Annotated in this window: 19 protein-coding genes; 9 read left to right on the top strand and 10 right to left on the bottom strand. The window is 63.4% G+C overall.

The annotated features are described in order from the left end of the window. Window positions 1–6: 6 nt before the first annotated feature. The 4 genes from ACX93L_RS09280 to ACX93L_RS09295 all read right to left on the bottom strand — a co-directional run bounded on the left by ACX93L_RS09280 (window position 7) and on the right by ACX93L_RS09295 (window position 2,646). Window positions 7–687: a thermonuclease family protein gene (locus tag ACX93L_RS09280; RefSeq protein ID WP_459404586.1), complete on the bottom strand. Its 681-nt coding sequence runs from the start codon at window positions 685–687 to the stop codon at window positions 7–9. A gap of 15 nt (window positions 688–702) precedes the next feature. Further along, window positions 703–1,362 carry a S24 family peptidase gene (locus tag ACX93L_RS09285; RefSeq protein WP_459404587.1) on the bottom strand — a complete coding sequence of 220 codons (660 nt, stop codon included), beginning with the start codon at window positions 1,360–1,362 and terminating at the stop codon, window positions 703–705. A gap of 146 nt (window positions 1,363–1,508) precedes the next feature. Beyond that, window positions 1,509–2,156, bottom strand: coding sequence for a response regulator (locus tag ACX93L_RS09290; protein WP_459404588.1), 648 nt, complete (start codon window positions 2,154–2,156; stop codon window positions 1,509–1,511). A gap of 88 nt (window positions 2,157–2,244) precedes the next feature. After that, window positions 2,245–2,646, bottom strand: coding sequence for a hypothetical protein (locus tag ACX93L_RS09295; protein WP_169592858.1), 402 nt, complete (start codon window positions 2,644–2,646; stop codon window positions 2,245–2,247). 147 nt (window positions 2,647–2,793) lie between these two features. On the opposite strand from ACX93L_RS09295, the gene ACX93L_RS09300 reads away from it, so the two are divergent. Then, the gene (locus tag ACX93L_RS09300) at window positions 2,794–3,141 is read left to right on the top strand and encodes a DUF952 domain-containing protein (protein WP_459404589.1); all 348 of its coding nucleotides are present in this window, start codon (window positions 2,794–2,796) and stop codon (window positions 3,139–3,141) included. After that, a complete protein-coding gene (locus tag ACX93L_RS09305; protein ID WP_459404590.1) occupies window positions 3,138–4,226 on the top strand; it encodes a quinone-dependent dihydroorotate dehydrogenase in 1,089 nt (362 codons plus the stop codon). The genes ACX93L_RS09300 and ACX93L_RS09305 overlap by 4 nt, the downstream gene beginning before the upstream one ends. Here the strand turns inward: ACX93L_RS09305 and ACX93L_RS09310 are convergent. The 3 genes from ACX93L_RS09310 to ACX93L_RS09320 are packed head-to-tail and all read right to left on the bottom strand — an operon-like array spanning window position 4,202 to window position 6,381. Next, complete coding sequence (locus ACX93L_RS09310) at window positions 4,202–5,569, bottom strand: MATE family efflux transporter (protein WP_459404591.1); 1,368 nt, start codon at window positions 5,567–5,569, stop codon at window positions 4,202–4,204. The genes ACX93L_RS09305 and ACX93L_RS09310 overlap by 25 nt on opposite strands. 37 nt (window positions 5,570–5,606) lie before the next feature. Then, a complete protein-coding gene (locus tag ACX93L_RS09315) occupies window positions 5,607–6,113 on the bottom strand; it encodes a CAP domain-containing protein (RefSeq protein ID WP_459404592.1) in 507 nt (168 codons plus the stop codon). Window position 6,114: 1 nt separating this feature from the next. Beyond that, window positions 6,115–6,381 (bottom strand): DUF6460 domain-containing protein, encoded by a 267-nt coding sequence (locus ACX93L_RS09320; RefSeq protein WP_459404593.1) that lies wholly within the window; start codon window positions 6,379–6,381, stop codon window positions 6,115–6,117. A gap of 143 nt (window positions 6,382–6,524) precedes the next feature. Between ACX93L_RS09320 and ACX93L_RS09325 the strand changes: the two genes are divergently transcribed. The 6 genes from ACX93L_RS09325 to pdeM all read left to right on the top strand — a co-directional run bounded on the left by ACX93L_RS09325 (window position 6,525) and on the right by pdeM (window position 12,707). After that, the gene (locus ACX93L_RS09325; protein WP_459404594.1) at window positions 6,525–7,469 is read left to right on the top strand and encodes a class I SAM-dependent DNA methyltransferase; all 945 of its coding nucleotides are present in this window, start codon (window positions 6,525–6,527) and stop codon (window positions 7,467–7,469) included. Between the two features lie 119 nt (window positions 7,470–7,588). Continuing rightward, window positions 7,589–8,227: a YitT family protein gene (locus tag ACX93L_RS09330; protein ID WP_459404595.1), complete on the top strand. Its 639-nt coding sequence runs from the start codon at window positions 7,589–7,591 to the stop codon at window positions 8,225–8,227. A gap of 60 nt (window positions 8,228–8,287) precedes the next feature. Beyond that, window positions 8,288–8,590: a helix-turn-helix domain-containing protein gene (locus ACX93L_RS09335; RefSeq protein ID WP_459404596.1), complete on the top strand. Its 303-nt coding sequence runs from the start codon at window positions 8,288–8,290 to the stop codon at window positions 8,588–8,590. Window positions 8,591–8,690: 100 nt separating this feature from the next. Further along, on the top strand, window positions 8,691–9,329 hold the full coding sequence (locus ACX93L_RS09340; RefSeq protein WP_459404597.1) for a YitT family protein: 639 nt from the start codon (window positions 8,691–8,693) through the stop codon (window positions 9,327–9,329). Window positions 9,330–9,442: 113 nt separating this feature from the next. Continuing rightward, complete coding sequence (locus ACX93L_RS09345) at window positions 9,443–11,950, top strand: ligase-associated DNA damage response DEXH box helicase (protein ID WP_459404598.1); 2,508 nt, start codon at window positions 9,443–9,445, stop codon at window positions 11,948–11,950. Between the two features lie 31 nt (window positions 11,951–11,981). Beyond that, window positions 11,982–12,707 carry a ligase-associated DNA damage response endonuclease PdeM gene (gene pdeM, locus ACX93L_RS09350; RefSeq protein WP_459404599.1) on the top strand — a complete coding sequence of 242 codons (726 nt, stop codon included), beginning with the start codon at window positions 11,982–11,984 and terminating at the stop codon, window positions 12,705–12,707. 22 nt (window positions 12,708–12,729) lie between these two features. Here pdeM and ACX93L_RS09355 read toward each other — a convergent pair whose 3' ends face one another. After that, window positions 12,730–13,290: a dihydrofolate reductase family protein gene (locus ACX93L_RS09355; RefSeq protein WP_459404600.1), complete on the bottom strand. Its 561-nt coding sequence runs from the start codon at window positions 13,288–13,290 to the stop codon at window positions 12,730–12,732. A 99-nt stretch (window positions 13,291–13,389) separates the two neighbouring features. On the opposite strand from ACX93L_RS09355, the gene ACX93L_RS09360 reads away from it, so the two are divergent. After that, the gene (locus tag ACX93L_RS09360) at window positions 13,390–13,899 is read left to right on the top strand and encodes a winged helix-turn-helix transcriptional regulator (RefSeq protein ID WP_459404601.1); all 510 of its coding nucleotides are present in this window, start codon (window positions 13,390–13,392) and stop codon (window positions 13,897–13,899) included. A gap of 8 nt (window positions 13,900–13,907) precedes the next feature. Here ACX93L_RS09360 and ACX93L_RS09365 read toward each other — a convergent pair whose 3' ends face one another. Beyond that, complete coding sequence (locus ACX93L_RS09365) at window positions 13,908–14,711, bottom strand: TIGR02186 family protein (RefSeq protein WP_459404602.1); 804 nt, start codon at window positions 14,709–14,711, stop codon at window positions 13,908–13,910. A 2-nt stretch (window positions 14,712–14,713) separates the two neighbouring features. Then, complete coding sequence (locus tag ACX93L_RS09370) at window positions 14,714–15,631, bottom strand: sulfite exporter TauE/SafE family protein (RefSeq protein ID WP_459404603.1); 918 nt, start codon at window positions 15,629–15,631, stop codon at window positions 14,714–14,716. Between the last annotated feature and the right edge of the window lie 184 nt (window positions 15,632–15,815).

The following is a 15,815-nucleotide window of genomic DNA, read 5'->3' on the forward strand; positions in this document are numbered from 1 at the left end:
GACGTCTCAGTGCCGGTTGTCGCCGAAAAGACCCTTGCCCTCGGCCCGGGCCTTGGCTGTCAGTTCAGCGAGGGGGGACCCTTCGGGCGCTTCCGCCCATCCGGCTGCCGCCAGCCATTCGGAAATGTCGATCCCGCCGATCTTGCAGCGCGCCGTTATCGTGCCTTCCCACGTGGTCAGGTCGGTTTCGCAGGTGATCGCCCGCCCGCGCAGGAGTTGCCGTTGCTGCGTTCGGGCCAGCATTCCGCAGGGCCAGTCCTCGCCCGAAGATGAGCGGCAGGTGCGCATGCGGTCAGTCGGAACGATATCGGCAAGCTTGAGGGAGCGTGCCCCGAAGCCGATGAAGCCGGCCTCGATGCTGAGCGGTCGTGGCAGAAGCACGACCTTTTCGGGCTCCGGTTTTTCTTTCGGCGGGGTAAGCGGCGGCCGTGCCTCGATCCGTTCCAGCCCCACCGACATTTCTGCAAAGGGCGCAGCGAATAGTTCGGGGTGAACGGCACGGACATTACGATTTTCGATCGTCGGTGCCGCCGTGGCGGATGGCGCCGCCTCCGGTAAGGCTGTGGCCGTTTCCGTTGCCGGATCGTCGATGCCGACGTCGCCGGCACTCTTCCCGCCCCAAGCCACCAGGATGCTCCAGATCGCAATGCCGGCCAGGCCGCTCAACAAGGTACGGGCGCCGCCCATAGGTCGATTTTCCTACTATTGGCTGGCCCAGATGATCCTTGCGATCCACTCGACTTCGGTCATTTCGAGGGTGCGGTTGGGGTGTTCGGGGTTGAGGGAGATGAGTTCGATCGACTTGGCCGACTGGCGTGCCAGCACCTTGGCCATCACCTCGCCGTCGCGGGTCTTGACGACCACGCGGTCGCCGCGCCGGACCTGTGCGCCCGGCTCGACGATCAGCACGTCTCCGTCCCGGTAGAGCGGCTTCATGCTGTCGCCCTGCACCTCGAGCGCGTAGACGCCCGATTTGCGGGCGGGAGACGCGGGGAATTCGACCACATCCCAGCCCTGTCCCGCCGGAAAGCCGCCGTCGTCGAAGAAACCGCCGGCACCCGCCTGGGCGAAACCGAGGAGCGGAATGGAACTCGACTGCGGGGGAAACGAGTCGCTCGCCGCCGAGACGGCATTGGGCTCGATGAAGCTCATGAACTGGTCGATGCCGGTTCCAGTGGCCTCCAGTACCTTGGAGATCGATTCCGTCGAGGGCCAGCGCATGCGACCGTCCGGTCCCGTCCGTTTCGACTTGTTGAAGGAGGTGGGGTCGAGACCGGCTCGCCGCGCCAAGCCCGAGGGCGTCAACTGGTGACGCTCGGCGAGCCTGTCGATGGCGGCCCAGATCTTGTCGTGCGAAAGCATTGTCGCTCAGGCTCCAGCGCCGGCGATCGCGGCTTGGCTCCGCATGTTCCGGCAATATGCCGGAACTTTAGCGAAGGCGATGGTCCGAGTAAAGATGAAAGAAGGAATAAAATCCTTGATTGTGGTCCGGGCGGCGAGCCGGTGGGTCAGGCGACCATGGCCATGTTGATCTTGCCGAGCTGAATGACGGCCTGGGTACGGCTGTCGACCTTAAGCTTCAGAAGGATGGCCGAGACATGGGCCTTGATGGTCGCTTCGGAAACGCCGAGCTCGTAGGCGATCTGCTTGTTGAGCAGACCCTCGCCCAGCATCCCGAGAACACGGCTTTGCTGCGGAGTCAGGGTGCGAAGCCGGTTGATCAGATCGGCCACGTCCGGATCCTGTTCCTGGCCGCCCTGATAGAATTTTGGCGTCCAGATGTCGCCTTCCAGCACGGACTGGATCGCGGCACGGATGTCCTCGATACCGGAGGACTTGGAGATGAAACCGGATGCGCCGAGTTCGAGCGCCCGGCGGATGGTGGTCGGATCGTCGGTTGCCGAAACGATGACGATCGGCAGGCTCGCGAATTCGGCGCGCAACGACATCAGTCCGGAAAAGCCGGAGACGCCGGGCATGGAGAGGTCCAGCAGCATCAGGTCGGCTTCGGGATGGGTGGAGGCAGCCTTGCGCGCGGCTTCGAAATCGCCGGCTTCGATGATCGTCTGGTCGCCGTCGATGCCGGTTACGGCCTGACGCAGGGCACCCCGGAAGAGCGGATGGTCGTCTGCAATGATGAAAGTCGATGACGTCATATCGAGCCCCCTCCCAAGAGCCAAGTCTTACACACCGCGTCCGCGGCTCTTCTTCTATTTAGCTGTAGCCGTGAATATATACAATAGTCTATGTTTTTCCGGCCGTATCGCCTTCTTCGCGCTGCTTGAATTCTTCCACCAGACCGAAGAAGCTTCGCATGAAGCGTTCCATGATGCCGATGGACCGCTCGACCTCTTCGTCGGTGGGCATGGCCTTCGAGCCATCCGTGAGCGGCTGTCCGGCGACCTTCTGCTCCAGCGCTTCTACCCGCTTTTCCAGACGCTCCAGTTCGTCTTCATAGGCTGCCCGCTCGTCGGCACCCATCCTACAGGTCAGCGTGCCGTCCTTCTCCTGGCAAAGTGTCACTGCGCCCGTCTTGCGGTCGAGCCGGACGAAGCCCGTCTCGCTCTTCTCGAGTGTGAAACGGGCGGCATCGGTGTCTTGTGCGTTGGCAGGGGCAACAGCGGCGCAGGCCGCAAGCACTACCATCGTTTTCGGCAGGAACTGTCTTGCTCCCATGAAATCTCTCCCGGTTTTTGGACGGCTTGCCCTGCATGCGGCCTTTCGGACGTGGACAAGGCAGTCGGTTTGCGGCAAACCGCCTGACAAAGCATGTTCTGGCGGAAGGACGGACCCTTGGATCGCATCATATACAAGATTGTGCCGCACGAATTATGGCAGGAAGCACGTCGTGACGGCGTATTTCGGGGTGCCGCCATCGATCTTCAGGACGGCTACATCCATTTCTCGACCGCGCGTCAGGCCGTCGAGACGGCAAGACTCCACTTCGCCGGGGTCGAGGGACTGCTTCTGGTGGCGGTCGAGGCCGCGGCGCTGGGCGATGCCCTGCGCTACGAGGCTTCTCGCGGCGGCGATCTCTTTCCGCATCTTTATGTCGATCTGCCGCTTGATGCCGTTCTCTGGGAAAAAGCCCTTCCGATCGGCACAAACGGCCTGCATGTCTTCCCGGAGATGGATCAATGATCGATTTGTTCAAATCGGTGGCCCGCCGCGGCCTCTTTCTGTTCGATGCCGAAACTGCCCACGGGATGTCCATAGCGGCGCTCAAATCCGGCCTTCTGCCGAACTGCAGTGACGTCCGGGATCCGCGTCTCGCCGTTACGGTTGCCGGCCTGACCTTCCCCAATCCGCTCGGCATGGCAGCTGGCTACGACAAGAACGCGGAAGTCCCTGACGCATTGCTGCGCCTCGGTTTCGGCTTTGCCGAAGTTGGCACGGTCACGCCGAAGCCACAGTCCGGCAACCCCAAGCCGCGGATCTTCCGGCTAGAGCGTGACATGGCGGTCATCAACCGGTTGGGCTTCAACAACGAGGGACACTCGGCCGCCCTTGCGCGGCTCGCGGCGCGTCACCCCGTCGGCATCGTCGGTGTGAATATCGGCGCGAACAAGGACAGCGCTGACCGGGTCGCCGACTATGTCGAGGGGATCCGCCGGTTTGCCGGCGTCGCGTCCTACTTCACCGCCAACATCTCCTCGCCGAATACGCCCGGCCTGCGCGACCTGCAGGCCCGCGACAGCCTTTCCACGCTTCTGTCGGCGGTGCTTGCTGCGCGCGACGAGGTTGCCGCTGCGACCGGCGAGCGTCGCCCGGTCTTCCTGAAGATCGCGCCGGATCTCACGGAGGAGGGCATGGACGATATTGCGGCCGAGGCGCTTGCCCATGACCTCGACGGCCTGATCGTCTCGAACACCACGCTGGCGCGCGACGGCCTTTCCGATCCACGTCTGGCGGGCGAGGCGGGTGGACTGTCCGGTCGGCCGCTCTTCGAGAAGTCGACGGCCGTTTTGGCCCGCATGCGAAAGCGCGTCGGTCCGGCCATGCCGATCATCGGTGTCGGTGGCGTTTCCTCGGCGGAGACGGCGCTCGAGAAGATCCGCGCCGGCGCGGATCTGGTGCAACTCTATTCCTGCATGGTCTATGAAGGCCCGGGTCTGTCGGCCCGTATCGTTCGCGGCCTGTCTAAGCTTCTCGACCGCGAAACGGTCTCATCGATCCGGGACTTGCGCGACAGTCGCCTCGATCACTGGGCGGTGGCGAAGGTCTGATCGAGTTTCCGTGGCAGAAGCGCGAGCAGGAAAAGCCCGCGCAACGCCAGGAAGACGTTGAGCGCCAGCCAAAGGCCGTGATTGCCAAAGGCCGGGACCAGCACGGCAAGCGCCAGCAGGTAGCCCGCGAATGCGGCGAGCATCATGTCGCGCATCTCGCGTGACCACGTCGAACCGATGAAGACGCCGTCCATCTGGAAGGCGAGCGCGCCCGTGACTGAGGTCAGCGCGGCCCATGGCAGGAATTCGCCGGCAAGCGCCCGGACATTCTCGGCTGTGGTCAGAACGGCGATCGCCGAGTGTCCGGCGGCGAGGAACACGACCGTCGTGACCGTGGCAAGGCCGAAGGACCAGATTGCGGTGAGCCTGACCGCGCGTTCGAAGGCCGGACGATGGCCCGCACCGATGGCGCGACCGGTGATCTGTTCGGCGGCATTGGCCATGCCGTCGAGGTAGAAGCTCGCGACCATGAAGAAGTTCATCAGAACCGCATTGGCGGCAAGAACCTCCGGGCCAAATCCGGTGCCGATGCGGGTGAGTAAGGTAAAGGCGCCGAGCAGGACGAAAGTGCGGATCAGCAGATCGCGGTTGATCGCGATCAGAGCGATGAGCTCGTGACGCGCAAAGATCTCCGTGAGCCGCGGCGACTTGCTCTTGTCGAAGCTGCGCATCACGATCGCAAGGCCGACCACGGCGGCTAGTCCCTCACCGACAGCGGTTCCCCAGGCGACGCCGGAAATACCCCAGCCCAGGACCAGCCCGAGATAGATCGACAGGATGATGTTGGTGCCATTGAGCAGGGCCTGCAGGAAAAGCCCTGTACCGCCGCGCCCCCGGCCGAGAATGAAGCCGAGCAGGGTGAAGTTGAGAAGCGAGAAGGGCCCCGCAAGGATGCGAATGGAGAAATAGGTGGCAGTCGCTTCCGCCACGCGGCCTTCCGGCCCCATCAGCTTTAGACCGGCGGCGAGCAGGAGCGGCGAGACGAGCACCACGATGATGCCGAAGGCGAGCGCCAGTACGAAGGAGCGCCAGAATACGGCCTGCTGCTCATGCTCGTCGCGACGTCCGAAGGCCTGCGCCACGAGCGCGGTGGTGGAGGCCCTCAGGAAATTGAGGCTGCCGAACAGGAGGTCGAAGAGGACGGCACCGATTGCCAGCCCTGCGAGGGCGGCCGCGTCTCCGGTTCGGCCGACGACGGCCGTGTCGGTCACGCCCAGCAGCGGCGTCGTCACGAAGCCGAGGGTCATCGGCACCGCGATCGACAGCACGAGGCGGTGCGTCACGTCGAAGGCCAGGCCCTCTTTCTCCTGTGCCTTGATGCCGCTGTCGCCCGTCAGTTCCATCGTTTCGCCCGTCCTTCCGGCGCTGGGCGGGAATCGCTCAGGCCGACAGCACCATGGCCCAATAGGGGCGGTTAGCGGAAGAGGGGTCGCGCGCGACGGCCACGCCGAGGCCGTTATAGCCGCCGAGCATGTTTTCGAGGTGCTTCTTGGAGTCGATCCAGGCCTGCACCGCCCTGTCCACCGTATCCTGGCCCGTGGCGATGTTCTCGGCTGCCGGCAACGGCACCTGCGTCGCCTTCATGCGGTCGAGAAAGCTGTCGTTGACGCCGATCAGATGCGCCATCTTGCCGGCGCGCGCCATGCGCTTGGCCTGCACGACGGCGGCACTCTCCGCCGCCGGATTCTTGGAAAGCGTAGACAGGCCCTTCTTGGCGCGCAGCGTGTTGACGATCGGGAGCGCGCCCTCGGTCTGAAGCTGGGCGAGATCGTCCTCCACCGGCAGGATGTCGGTGCTGCGGCAGCCGGCAAGCGCCGCGACGAGCCCGGTGCCGGCGAGGATCAGCAGCCTGCGCCGCGCCAGCGGCTCGAAGGTCGCCACGATCATCTCAGTTCCTCGCACTGATCAACCTCAGCACGATGAAGACCGGAATGACCACGGTCGCGCCGAGCAGCAGGTAGTCGCCGACCCGCCCGAGTGCGGCAAAACCGCGATACCAGAGTTCGAGGAAGAAATGGCGGATGCCCTCGATGATGTCGACCGGATAGATACCGAAGACATGCATGATGAAACCGACGATCAGCGATACGACGACGAGCTTGACGAGCGTGCGGCTCGGCGTGTCGCCGAGGAACCTGTTGACCTGATCCGACATGGAAGTCTCCTGTTTTGCCTCACATAGGAAGGGGCGCCATTTCACGCAAGCCGTGCGGCGCCGGGCAAATCGGCCCTTGCAACTTAGCTCTTGTGTTTTTTCGGCCCTTCGGTCAAGAGCCGCTTGATTGACGGGATTTCACCATGCAACCGACCCAGTTCTCTTCCGGCGACGTCATTGCCGACCGTCGCGCCGACTATGCCCGAATGCTCGCGGAAGGTGGCGATCCTGCGGCAGCGGCCGAATTGATGGAGCAGGCGCTCGAACTGGCGCCTGCCTGGGCGGCAGGCTGGCTGAGGCTTGCCGAGTATCTCGAGAAGGCGGAGCGCCCGTCCGATGCGGCGCCGGCACTTCGCCGGGTTCTCGAACTCGATCCACAGGACATCTTTGGCGCGGGCCTGAAGCTCGCACTGCTCGGCGAGGTCGCGACACCCGACAAACCGCCAAGCCGCTATGTCGAGGCGCTCTTCGATGACTATGCCGATCGCTTCGAGGCGGCCCTCGTGGAGCGGCTCGACTACAGCGTTCCCGGCAAGCTCGCAGCTCTCGTCCAGCGCGTGCGCGGCGAAACGGGCGCGTTCGAATGCGCTGTCGATCTCGGTTGCGGCACCGGCCTGTTCGGGGTCGAGATCCACTCCGGGGTGAAGCGCCTCGAGGGCTTCGATCTGTCTGCCAACATGCTGGCCAAGGCGGAGGAGAAGGGTATTTACGACCATCTGGCGCGCTCCGATCTCTCGCTCCCGGCAGTGGATTCTGGCCTGTTCGGCGACGGCCTTCCCGCTCAGCGTGCCGACCTCGTGGGAGCCGCCGACGTGCTGATGTATCTCGGCGATCTTTCCAATGCCTTTGCTCTCGCGGCGGCGCTTGCCGCCCCGGGCGCGGTCTTTGCCCTTTCCGTCGAGGATGCCGCGACCAAGGACGGTTTTCATCTGGCTCCGTCGCTGCGTTACGCTCATTCGGAAGCCTATGTTCGTGGCGCACTTCACGCCGCCGGCTTCGAAACGACGGAAATCGAGCGGACGGTCATTCGCATGGATGGCGGAAAACCGGTCTCCGGTATCCTGTTTATTGCGACCCGACAGGGGTGAGCCGAACGAAAATTGCGAACTTTGCAATAGGTCAGCATTGCTTACTTATTGCTCTTGCGGGAATGGCGTTCTGAGCTACCCTGAAGCCTTCGGAAGGACCGTTTCTGGAGGCATCGACCATGGCGCAAGTCAGCAGCGTATTGGGTATCTGGAATACAAATCCGTCCCGGCATACGCCGATCGAAGACGTGCAAGGACTGCTCGCAGGCAGCATGATTTCGGCGCTCGGCCTTTACCTTCTCGCCAAGGTGGGGCTTCTCACCGGCGGCATGGCCGGGCTTGCCTTCGTCCTGCACTACTGGAGCGGCATGAGCTTCGGCCTCCTCTTCTTCCTGCTCAATCTTCCCTTCTATCTGCTTTCGCTCCGGCGCGTCGGCGTTGATTTCACGCTGAAGACCTTTGTCGCGGTCGGCCTCACCTCCTTCCTGGTGGAAATCGAAAGCCGTTTCCTGGTGATCGAGACTGTGGCGCCGGTTTGGGCCGCGGTGCTCGGCGGCCTGCTTCTCGGTTTCGGCCTGCTCGCACTCTACCGTCATCGCGCCAGCCTGGGCGGCCTCGGCATTCTCGCCGTCTATCTGCAGGATCGTTTCGGCATTCGCGCCGGCCTGGTGCAGCTCGCCTTCGATCTCGTCGTCATGGCGCTGGCCTTCGCGGTGGTGAGCCCGATGATCGTGCTTTACTCGGTGGTCGGGGCGGTCGTGCTCAACCTCTTCCTGACGATCAACCACCGCTCCGACCGTTACATTGCGCTGCGCTAGTCCGTCTGGTGCGCCTGGTGTAGAATTACCGGGTGACTGAGACAGAGGAGGCAGACCACCATGGACTTGACCCCGTCACTCGTGAGCGCCGCACGCGCCCTGGCGCAGATCGACCTTGGACAGTTGGCCGAAATCTCCGGACTGGATGTCGAAGCGGTGGCGCGCTTCGAGCAGGGCCTCTCGGGCCTCGACAGCCGGTCGCTCGATGCGCTGCGCAAGGCGATCGATCATTTCGGCGTGGAGTTTCTTCCGGCTGGCGATGCCGGCCCGGGCCTGAGGCTCAAATTCAACACTCAGGAAACCGGGCAGCTTCTGGATTGGGAACAGGAGGGAGGCACGCCCGGCGAGAATGAGGTTCCTTGAAGGTTTCCCTTCGTCCGCCGCGAACATTCCCGTCTTGATGGCCCCCGCTTGCCGGGGGTAAGGAGTTCGGGCGACTGAGATCAGAGGACGGGTGAAGAGAATGGCGGATGCGAGAACAAGCTTTGCGACACTGCTGACGTCGGCTGCGGATCGGCATTCGCCGGTCGATGACGCCCAGGGCCTCGCTGCCGGTTCGATGATGGCCTCGCTCGGTGTTCTGCTTCTCTCAAGTGCCGGCCTGCTCACCGGCGGAACCACCGGTGTCGCCTTCCTGCTGCATTATGCGACCGGTTATGCGTTCGGCCTGCTCTTCTTCCTGATCAACCTGCCCTTCTATTGGCTGGCTTTCCGCCGCTTCGGCCCCGGTTTCACGCTGAAGACCTTCGCCGCCGTCGCCTTCACCTCCTTCCTGACGGAGGCCGTGCCGAACGCGATCGGCATCTCTCACATCGACCCGCTGGTAGCCGCGATTTTCGGTGGTCTGGTCATCGGCGCCGGCCTGCTCGCCCTTTTCCGTCACCGGGCAAGCCTCGGCGGTTTCGGCATCCTGGCGCTCTATTTGCAGGATCGCTTCGGCTGGCGTGCCGGCCTCGTGCAGCTCGTTTTCGACGGCACCGTCCTGGTCTTCTCCTTCTTCGTCGCTACGCCCTACATCATCTTCTGCTCGGTGGTCGGCGCAGTGGTCCTCAACCTGACGCTGGCGATCAACCATCGCAGGGATCGCTACATCGCGATGTGACGGGCATAACCGGGAGCATTGCTGCTCTCAGGAATCCTGCGTCTTGCCGGCAGCGACGGAAATCGGTTGTCGTCGGCGCTTCTCTTTCGGCCAGACTCCGCTAGTTTGACGGTGTGACCATTCTTGAGCGTGCCACCTCCCTGCTGCCCACTCCCTTCACCCGTTGGTTTGCGGAAAAGGGCTGGCAGCCGCGTGCCCATCAGCTGGAACTGCTGGCCCGCGCGAGGGGAGGGGAGAGTCTGCTTCTGATTGCCCCGACCGGTGCCGGCAAGACACTGGCCGGCTTCCTGCCGTCCCTGACTGAGCTTGCCGAGCGCGGTCGCCTGCTGCCCGGAAGCGCCTTCACCGGCATTCACACGTTGTATATCTCGCCGCTGAAGGCGCTTGCCGTCGACATCGAGCGCAACCTGATGAAGCCTGTCTCGGAGATGGGCCTGCCGATCACCATCGAGAACCGCACCGGTGACACCCCTGCCGGCAAGCGCCAGCGCCAGAAGCTCAATCCGCCCGACATCCTGCTCACCACGCCGGAGCAGCTTGCGCTCTTGATCTCGCACGGCGATGCGGAGCGGTTCTTCAAGGACTTGCGCTATGTGGTTTTCGACGAACTCCATTCGCTCGTCACGTCGAAGCGCGGGCACCTTCTTTCCCTTGGGCTTGCGCGATTGCGCCGGCTGGCCCCCGGCCTGCAGACGATTGGCCTGTCGGCGACGGTTGCCGATCCGATGGATCTCAGACGCTGGCTGGTCGGTCAGGTGTCTCAGCGGGAGGAGAATGCCGGCCTGATCACGGTCGATGGCGGTGCGCGGCCGGACATCACGATCCTCGCGACCGAGGAGAGGGTCCCGTGGTCCGGCCATTCCGCCCGCTATGCCATGCCGGAACTCTACGAGGTTCTGAAGAACTTCAAGACGACGCTGATCTTCGTCAACACCCGCTCCCAGGCAGAGCTCCTGTTCCAGGAGCTCTGGACCATCAACGACGACAATCTGCCGATTGCGCTCCATCACGGCTCGCTGGACGTCTCGCAGCGCCGCAAGGTCGAAGCCGCCATGGCTGATAACCGCCTGCGCGCCGTCGTCGCGACCTCGACGCTTGATCTCGGCATCGACTGGGGCGACGTCGATCTGGTCGTTCACGTCGGCGCGCCGAAGGGGGCCTCTCGCCTTGCCCAGCGCATCGGTCGCGCCAACCACCGCATGGACGAGCCGAGCCGCGCGATCCTGGTGCCCGCCAACCGTTTCGAGGTGATGGAATGTCAGGCGGCACTCGATGCGAACTATATCGGTGCTCAGGACACGCCTCCGGTCGGAGACGGTTCGCTCGACGTGCTCGCCCAGCATGTGCTCGGCATGGCCTGCGCCAGCCCATTCCTTGCCGACGATCTCCATGCGGAGGTGACTTCCGCCCTGCCGTATTCTGCTTTGTCGCGCGAAACCTTCGATCGCATCGTCGATTTCGTCGCGACCGGCGGCTATGCGCTGAAGACCTATGAGCGCTACGCCCGCATCCGGCTCAACAAGGAGGGCCGCTGGCGCGTCTCCAACCCGCAGGTCGCCCAGCAATACCGCCTCAATCTCGGCACCATCGTCGAGATGCCGATGCTGAACGTCCGCCTCGTCAAGCGCAACCATCTCGGCTCGCTCGGTCGCGGCGGCATGGTGCTCGGCAAGGTCGAGGAGTATTTCTTCGAGCAGTTGAGCCCCGGCGACACTTTCCTCTTTTCCGGCAAGGTGCTGCGTTTCGAGGGGCTGCGCGACAACGAATGCCTGGTTTCGAATGCCTTTTCCCAAGATCCCAAGATCCCGGCCTATGCAGGCGGCAAGTTTCCGCTCTCCACCTATTTGGCCGACCAGGTGCGCGCCATGCTCGACGACCCGGAGCGCCGTCGGGCGCTGCCGGATCAGGTTCGTGACTGGCTGGAGATCCAGCGGGAGAAGTCACTGTTGCCAAAGCGCGGTGAGCTGCTGATCGAGACATTTCCGCGCGCCAATCGCTTCTTCATGGTGGCTTATCCCTTCGAGGGCCGGCTTGCCCACCAGACGCTCGGCATGCTCTTGACCCGGCGGCTCGAGCGCTTGGGCGCGAAGCCCTTGGGGTTTGTCGCGACCGATTATTCGCTGGCGGTCTGGGGGCTTGAGGACATGGGCACGATGATCGCGTCCGGACGCCTGCGCCTGTCCGACCTGTTCGACGAGGACATGCTGGGTGATGATCTCGAAGCCTGGCTCGCCGAATCCTGGATGCTGAAGCGGACCTTCCGCACCTGTGCGGTGATTGCCGGGCTGATCGAGAAGCGTCATCCGGGCAAGGAAAAGAGCGGTCGCCAGGTTACAGTCTCCGCCGACCTGATCTATGACGTGCTGCGCAGCCACGAGCCCGATCACATCCTGATGCAGGCGACGCGACAGGATGCCGCCGCCGGTCTCCTCGATATTGCCCGGCTTGCCGATATGCTAAAGAGAATCAGGGGGCACATCACCCACAAGCGGCTGGATCACATCTCGCCGCTCGCGGTGCCAGTGATGCTGGAGATCGGTCGCGAGCCGGTCGTCGGCGAAGCCCAGGAACATGTTCTGGCCGAGGCCGCCGACGATCTGATCGCCGAAGCCATGGCCTGAAAGACAAGCGACCGAAGGAAGAGTTGAAAGCATGAACCGCCTGGCGCGCCTGCAGGATCCGGTTGCCGTCGATACCGATTGTTCGGCCCGTTTCATCGTGAACGGCGTCGAGGCGGTCGCCGACCCGTCCGGCGCACTCGTCCTGCCGGATCTCAATATGCTGGTCGTCTCCGATCTGCATCTGGAGAAGGGCGCAGCCTTTGCCCGTCGTGGCCAGCTGCTTCCGCCCTACGATACGCTCGCGACGCTCCGCATCCTGGAAGCGGTGATCGCCCGCCATGATCCGCGTATCGTCGTCAGCCTTGGTGACAATTTCCACGATCCGGTCGGCTCGGCGCTGATGCCCGACGCGTTTCGCCAGCACATCGGCGCGATGGCGGCTGGCCGGGAGTGGATCTGGGTCAACGGCAACCATGATCCGGACGGCACGTCGGGTCTGCCGGGCGTCTCGGCCGACGAACTCGCCTATGGCGGGCTCACCTTCCGCCACGAGCCGAGCCTCGCTGCCGGTCGGGGCGAGGTTGCCGGTCACCTCCACCCCTGTGCAACCGTCCGGCGTCGGGAAAAATCGGTGCGCCGCCCCTGCTTTGCGAGCGACGGCATACGTCTGATGATGCCGGCCTTCGGCGTGCTGACCGGCGGCCTCGACCTCCGCCACAAGGCCTTCACCGGCCTGTTCGACCGGCAGGCCCTCGTTGCCCATCTGCTCGGCCGCGACCGCGTCTACTCTGTGCGCTTCGCCAATCTGATGGGCTGAGGCTCCATTCCCTGCTCGGCGATTACCGCGCCGTGAGCGGCTCGTAACGCAGGATGACCGCACCGGTCTTCAAGGACCGGCTGTCGATCAGCCGGAAGCGCCTTTGCGCCTCTGCCGGCTTGAAGTGGGGATTGCCGCAGCCGAGCGCGACCGGGGCCAGGCAGATCCGTATTTCATCGACCAGGCCGGCCTTCAGCAGACTGTCGCAGAGCGCTGCACTTCCGAAGACGAAGATGTCCTTGCCCTCCTGGGCCTTGAGCTTTGCAAGTTCGTTCTCGATGTCCCGGACGATGCGCGTGTTCGTCCACTCGGCCGTTTCAAGGCTGCGGCTCGCAACGATCTTGGCGATCGAGTTCATGTAGATCTTGATTTCCGTTTCCTCGGTCGCCTCGGGCCAATAGGCAGCCATGCCCTCGTAGGTCTTGCGTCCGAACACGAGAAGGTCGGCCTGTCGTCCGATCTCCAGCGAGTAGTCGCGCAGTTCGTCTCCCCAGACAAGCTCGTGGAAGCCGAGGTCCCAAGGGGTCCGGCCCTCGAAATAGCCGTCCAGCGTCATCAGGTTCCAGATAATCAACTTGCGCATGGGTTCCTCCCGGTCACGGTTTCAAACTGATTGCAATATGCAATCAGTTGCCTTCTAGCTCGACTGATGGCAAAGCGCAACTGGTTAGCAGGAGAGACAATGACGGATTCCCACCGCTCCGGATGCCCGATCAATCTGACGCTCGAGGTTCTCGGCGATCGCTGGAGCCTGATCGTCATCCGCGACGTGATGTTCGGCAACCGCCGCCATTTCCGCGAGCTGTTGCAGAATTCGGAGGAAGGCATCGCCTCTAACATCTTGGCGGACCGGCTCAAAAAGCTCGTAGAGAAGGGGCTCCTGACGCGCGTCGATGATCCGAGCCACAAGCAGAAGGCGATCTACAGCCTGACCGAGATGTCGATCGATCTCGTGCCGCTGTTCGCCGAGATGGGCGCCTGGGGCAGGCGACATCTCGCCGTGTCGGAGGATCTTTCCATTCGAGCCGAACTCCTCGAACAGGGCGGACGCCCGCTCTGGCAGGACTTCATGCACGAATTGCGCTTCCTTCATCTCGGTATCCCGATGCCTGAAGGCATGCCATCGGCCCTTGCAAGACTGACGGAAGCCTATCTGGAGGTTCGGGCGAGAATGGCCGCGGTCGGCGTCTGAGTCGAGGATCAGTCGCGGCGAAAGACGAGGCTTGCGCCCCAGCCGGTGATCAGGGCCAGAAGAACCGCGAGGAGGCCGTAGGCGAGCGGGCTTTCATGCGCCGCGCGCGAGATGGAATCCTCGAGGCCCGTCTTGATCACGCGCAACGGGAGCTCGCGCTCGCCGATGAATTCGCCGGTCTTGAAGAGATAGGCGTGAACGATATGCACGCCGTCCGGAATGTTCGCCGGCAGGCGCAGCGTCGCCTTGAACAGGCTGGAACTGACGAAGCGAACTCCGGAGGCATCGCCCTGGTAGAGGCCGCCGCTCAGTTTCAGGCGCCGGAAAGCCTCGCGGAATTCCTTGATGTTGGCGCCGCTGCTGAGATAGCCGGTCGGCGTGAGCGCCAGATGGTCGGTCCCTATGCCGAGTTCGACCAGCGTTTCCGGGTCCGTCACCTCGAGCAGGTTCCGCGTGCTGGCCAGCGAATACGAAATCGGCGTCCGCTCGAACGACATCGACGTGCGGTTGACCCAGATTCCGAACAGCCGTTCCTTGCGCCGAACGGTCGTGTCGTCGCGCGGCCCCTCCAGGGTCACGACCACGTCATACTGACCGATGGCGAGCAGCAGCGTGTCGCTGTTGTTGACGGAGCCGAAGATGGTGAGGTCGGCGCCGCGAAAATCCGACGTGATGGCGATCTCGCTGGTCGACGTGCCGATGTCGAGGCTTTCCTTGCCGGTCATGTCCGAGGCGAGCGGCACCTGTGCCCGGCTCTCGGTTGCGGCGAAGAGGAAAAGGGCGGTCGAAAGGGAGACGAGGAGCCGGCGCATCGTCAGCCCCCGATCGCGATCGAATAGATATCGTCGGGCGTCACCACCAGCTCGACCGCCAGGCGCAGGCCGACCGCAAGAACCAGAAGTCCGAGCAGCGCACGCAGCTGTTCACCGCGCAGTTTCTGCCCGACCCTGACGCCATACTGCGCGCCGATGACGCCGGCGAGCATCAGGATGAAGGCGAGCACGATGTCGACCGAATAGTTGGTCGCGGCCTGGACGATGGTGGTGTAGGCGGTGACGAAGATGATCTGGAACAGCGAGGTTCCGACGACCACATTGGTCGGGATCCGCAGCAGGTAGATCATCGCCGGGACCATGATGAACCCGCCGCCGACGCCCATGATCGAGGTCAGGATGCCGATCGCGAAGCCGAGGCCGATGATCGGCAGCACGCTGAGATAGATCTTCGATTTCTTGAACCGCATCTTGAAGGGCAGGCGGTGTACCCAGTTGTGTTGCCCGGGCCGTTTCAGGCTGACCGTCTCGTTGCGGGCCGCTCGGCGCATGGCGCTGAGGCTCTCCATCAGCATCAGGCTGCCGACGGTTCCGAGAAACACGACGTAGAGCAGCGAGATGAAGAGGTCGAGCTGACCCAGCCGCCGCAACAGCGAGAAGATGTAGATACCGACGGTGGCGCCAGCGAGACCGCCGAACAGCAGCACTGTTCCGAGTTTGACGTCGAGCGAGCCGCGCCGGAAATGCGTGATTGCCCCGGAGATCGAAGAGGCGACCACCTGGTTTGCGCCGGTCGCGACGGCCACCACGGGCGGGATGTTGTAGAAGATCAGCAGCGGCGTGATGAGGAAGCCGCCGCCGACGCCGAACATGCCGGAAAGGAACCCGACGGCCGCACCCATCCCGAGAATGATGAAGATGTTCACCGACAATTCTGCAATTGGCAGGTAGATCGTCACGCTCGGACCTCGAAATGCGTCTGCCCGCCGAAGCGGGTGAATGGGGCAAGGGTCGGAAATGCCGCCTGTCTCAGGCAAAAGCGAAACAGGCTCAAGCCCTTGATCGGGCTTGATCCTTGTCATTTCTCTTGCGCCTGCATACCGGGCGAGTCAATTCTCGACCCAGCAATACGCGGGCATTTTC

This window comes from Rhizobium sp. CAU 1783 (genome assembly GCF_054551725.1).

Bases quoted from the DNA above. Each gene is read 5' to 3' on its own strand.
- ACX93L_RS09280 (WP_459404586.1), bottom strand. From the start codon at position 687: ATGGGCGGCGCCCGTACCTTGTTGAGCGGCCTGGCCGGCATTGCGATC.
- ACX93L_RS09285 (WP_459404587.1), bottom strand. From the start codon at position 1,362: ATGCTTTCGCACGACAAGATCTGGGCCGCCATCGACAGGCTCGCCGAG.
- ACX93L_RS09290 (WP_459404588.1), bottom strand. From the start codon at position 2,156: ATGACGTCATCGACTTTCATCATTGCAGACGACCATCCGCTCTTCCGG.
- ACX93L_RS09295 (WP_169592858.1), bottom strand. From the start codon at position 2,646: ATGGTAGTGCTTGCGGCCTGCGCCGCTGTTGCCCCTGCCAACGCACAA.
- ACX93L_RS09305 (WP_459404590.1), top strand. From the start codon at position 3,138: ATGATCGATTTGTTCAAATCGGTGGCCCGCCGCGGCCTCTTTCTGTTC.
- ACX93L_RS09310 (WP_459404591.1), bottom strand. From the start codon at position 5,569: ATGGAACTGACGGGCGACAGCGGCATCAAGGCACAGGAGAAAGAGGGC.
- ACX93L_RS09315 (WP_459404592.1), bottom strand. From the start codon at position 6,113: ATGATCGTGGCGACCTTCGAGCCGCTGGCGCGGCGCAGGCTGCTGATC.
- ACX93L_RS09320 (WP_459404593.1), bottom strand. From the start codon at position 6,381: ATGTCGGATCAGGTCAACAGGTTCCTCGGCGACACGCCGAGCCGCACG.
- ACX93L_RS09325 (WP_459404594.1), top strand. From the start codon at position 6,525: ATGCAACCGACCCAGTTCTCTTCCGGCGACGTCATTGCCGACCGTCGC.
- ACX93L_RS09330 (WP_459404595.1), top strand. From the start codon at position 7,589: ATGGCGCAAGTCAGCAGCGTATTGGGTATCTGGAATACAAATCCGTCC.
- ACX93L_RS09335 (WP_459404596.1), top strand. From the start codon at position 8,288: ATGGACTTGACCCCGTCACTCGTGAGCGCCGCACGCGCCCTGGCGCAG.
- ACX93L_RS09340 (WP_459404597.1), top strand. From the start codon at position 8,691: ATGGCGGATGCGAGAACAAGCTTTGCGACACTGCTGACGTCGGCTGCG.
- pdeM (WP_459404599.1), top strand. From the start codon at position 11,982: ATGAACCGCCTGGCGCGCCTGCAGGATCCGGTTGCCGTCGATACCGAT.
- ACX93L_RS09355 (WP_459404600.1), bottom strand. From the start codon at position 13,290: ATGCGCAAGTTGATTATCTGGAACCTGATGACGCTGGACGGCTATTTC.
- ACX93L_RS09360 (WP_459404601.1), top strand. From the start codon at position 13,390: ATGACGGATTCCCACCGCTCCGGATGCCCGATCAATCTGACGCTCGAG.
- ACX93L_RS09365 (WP_459404602.1), bottom strand. From the start codon at position 14,711: ATGCGCCGGCTCCTCGTCTCCCTTTCGACCGCCCTTTTCCTCTTCGCC.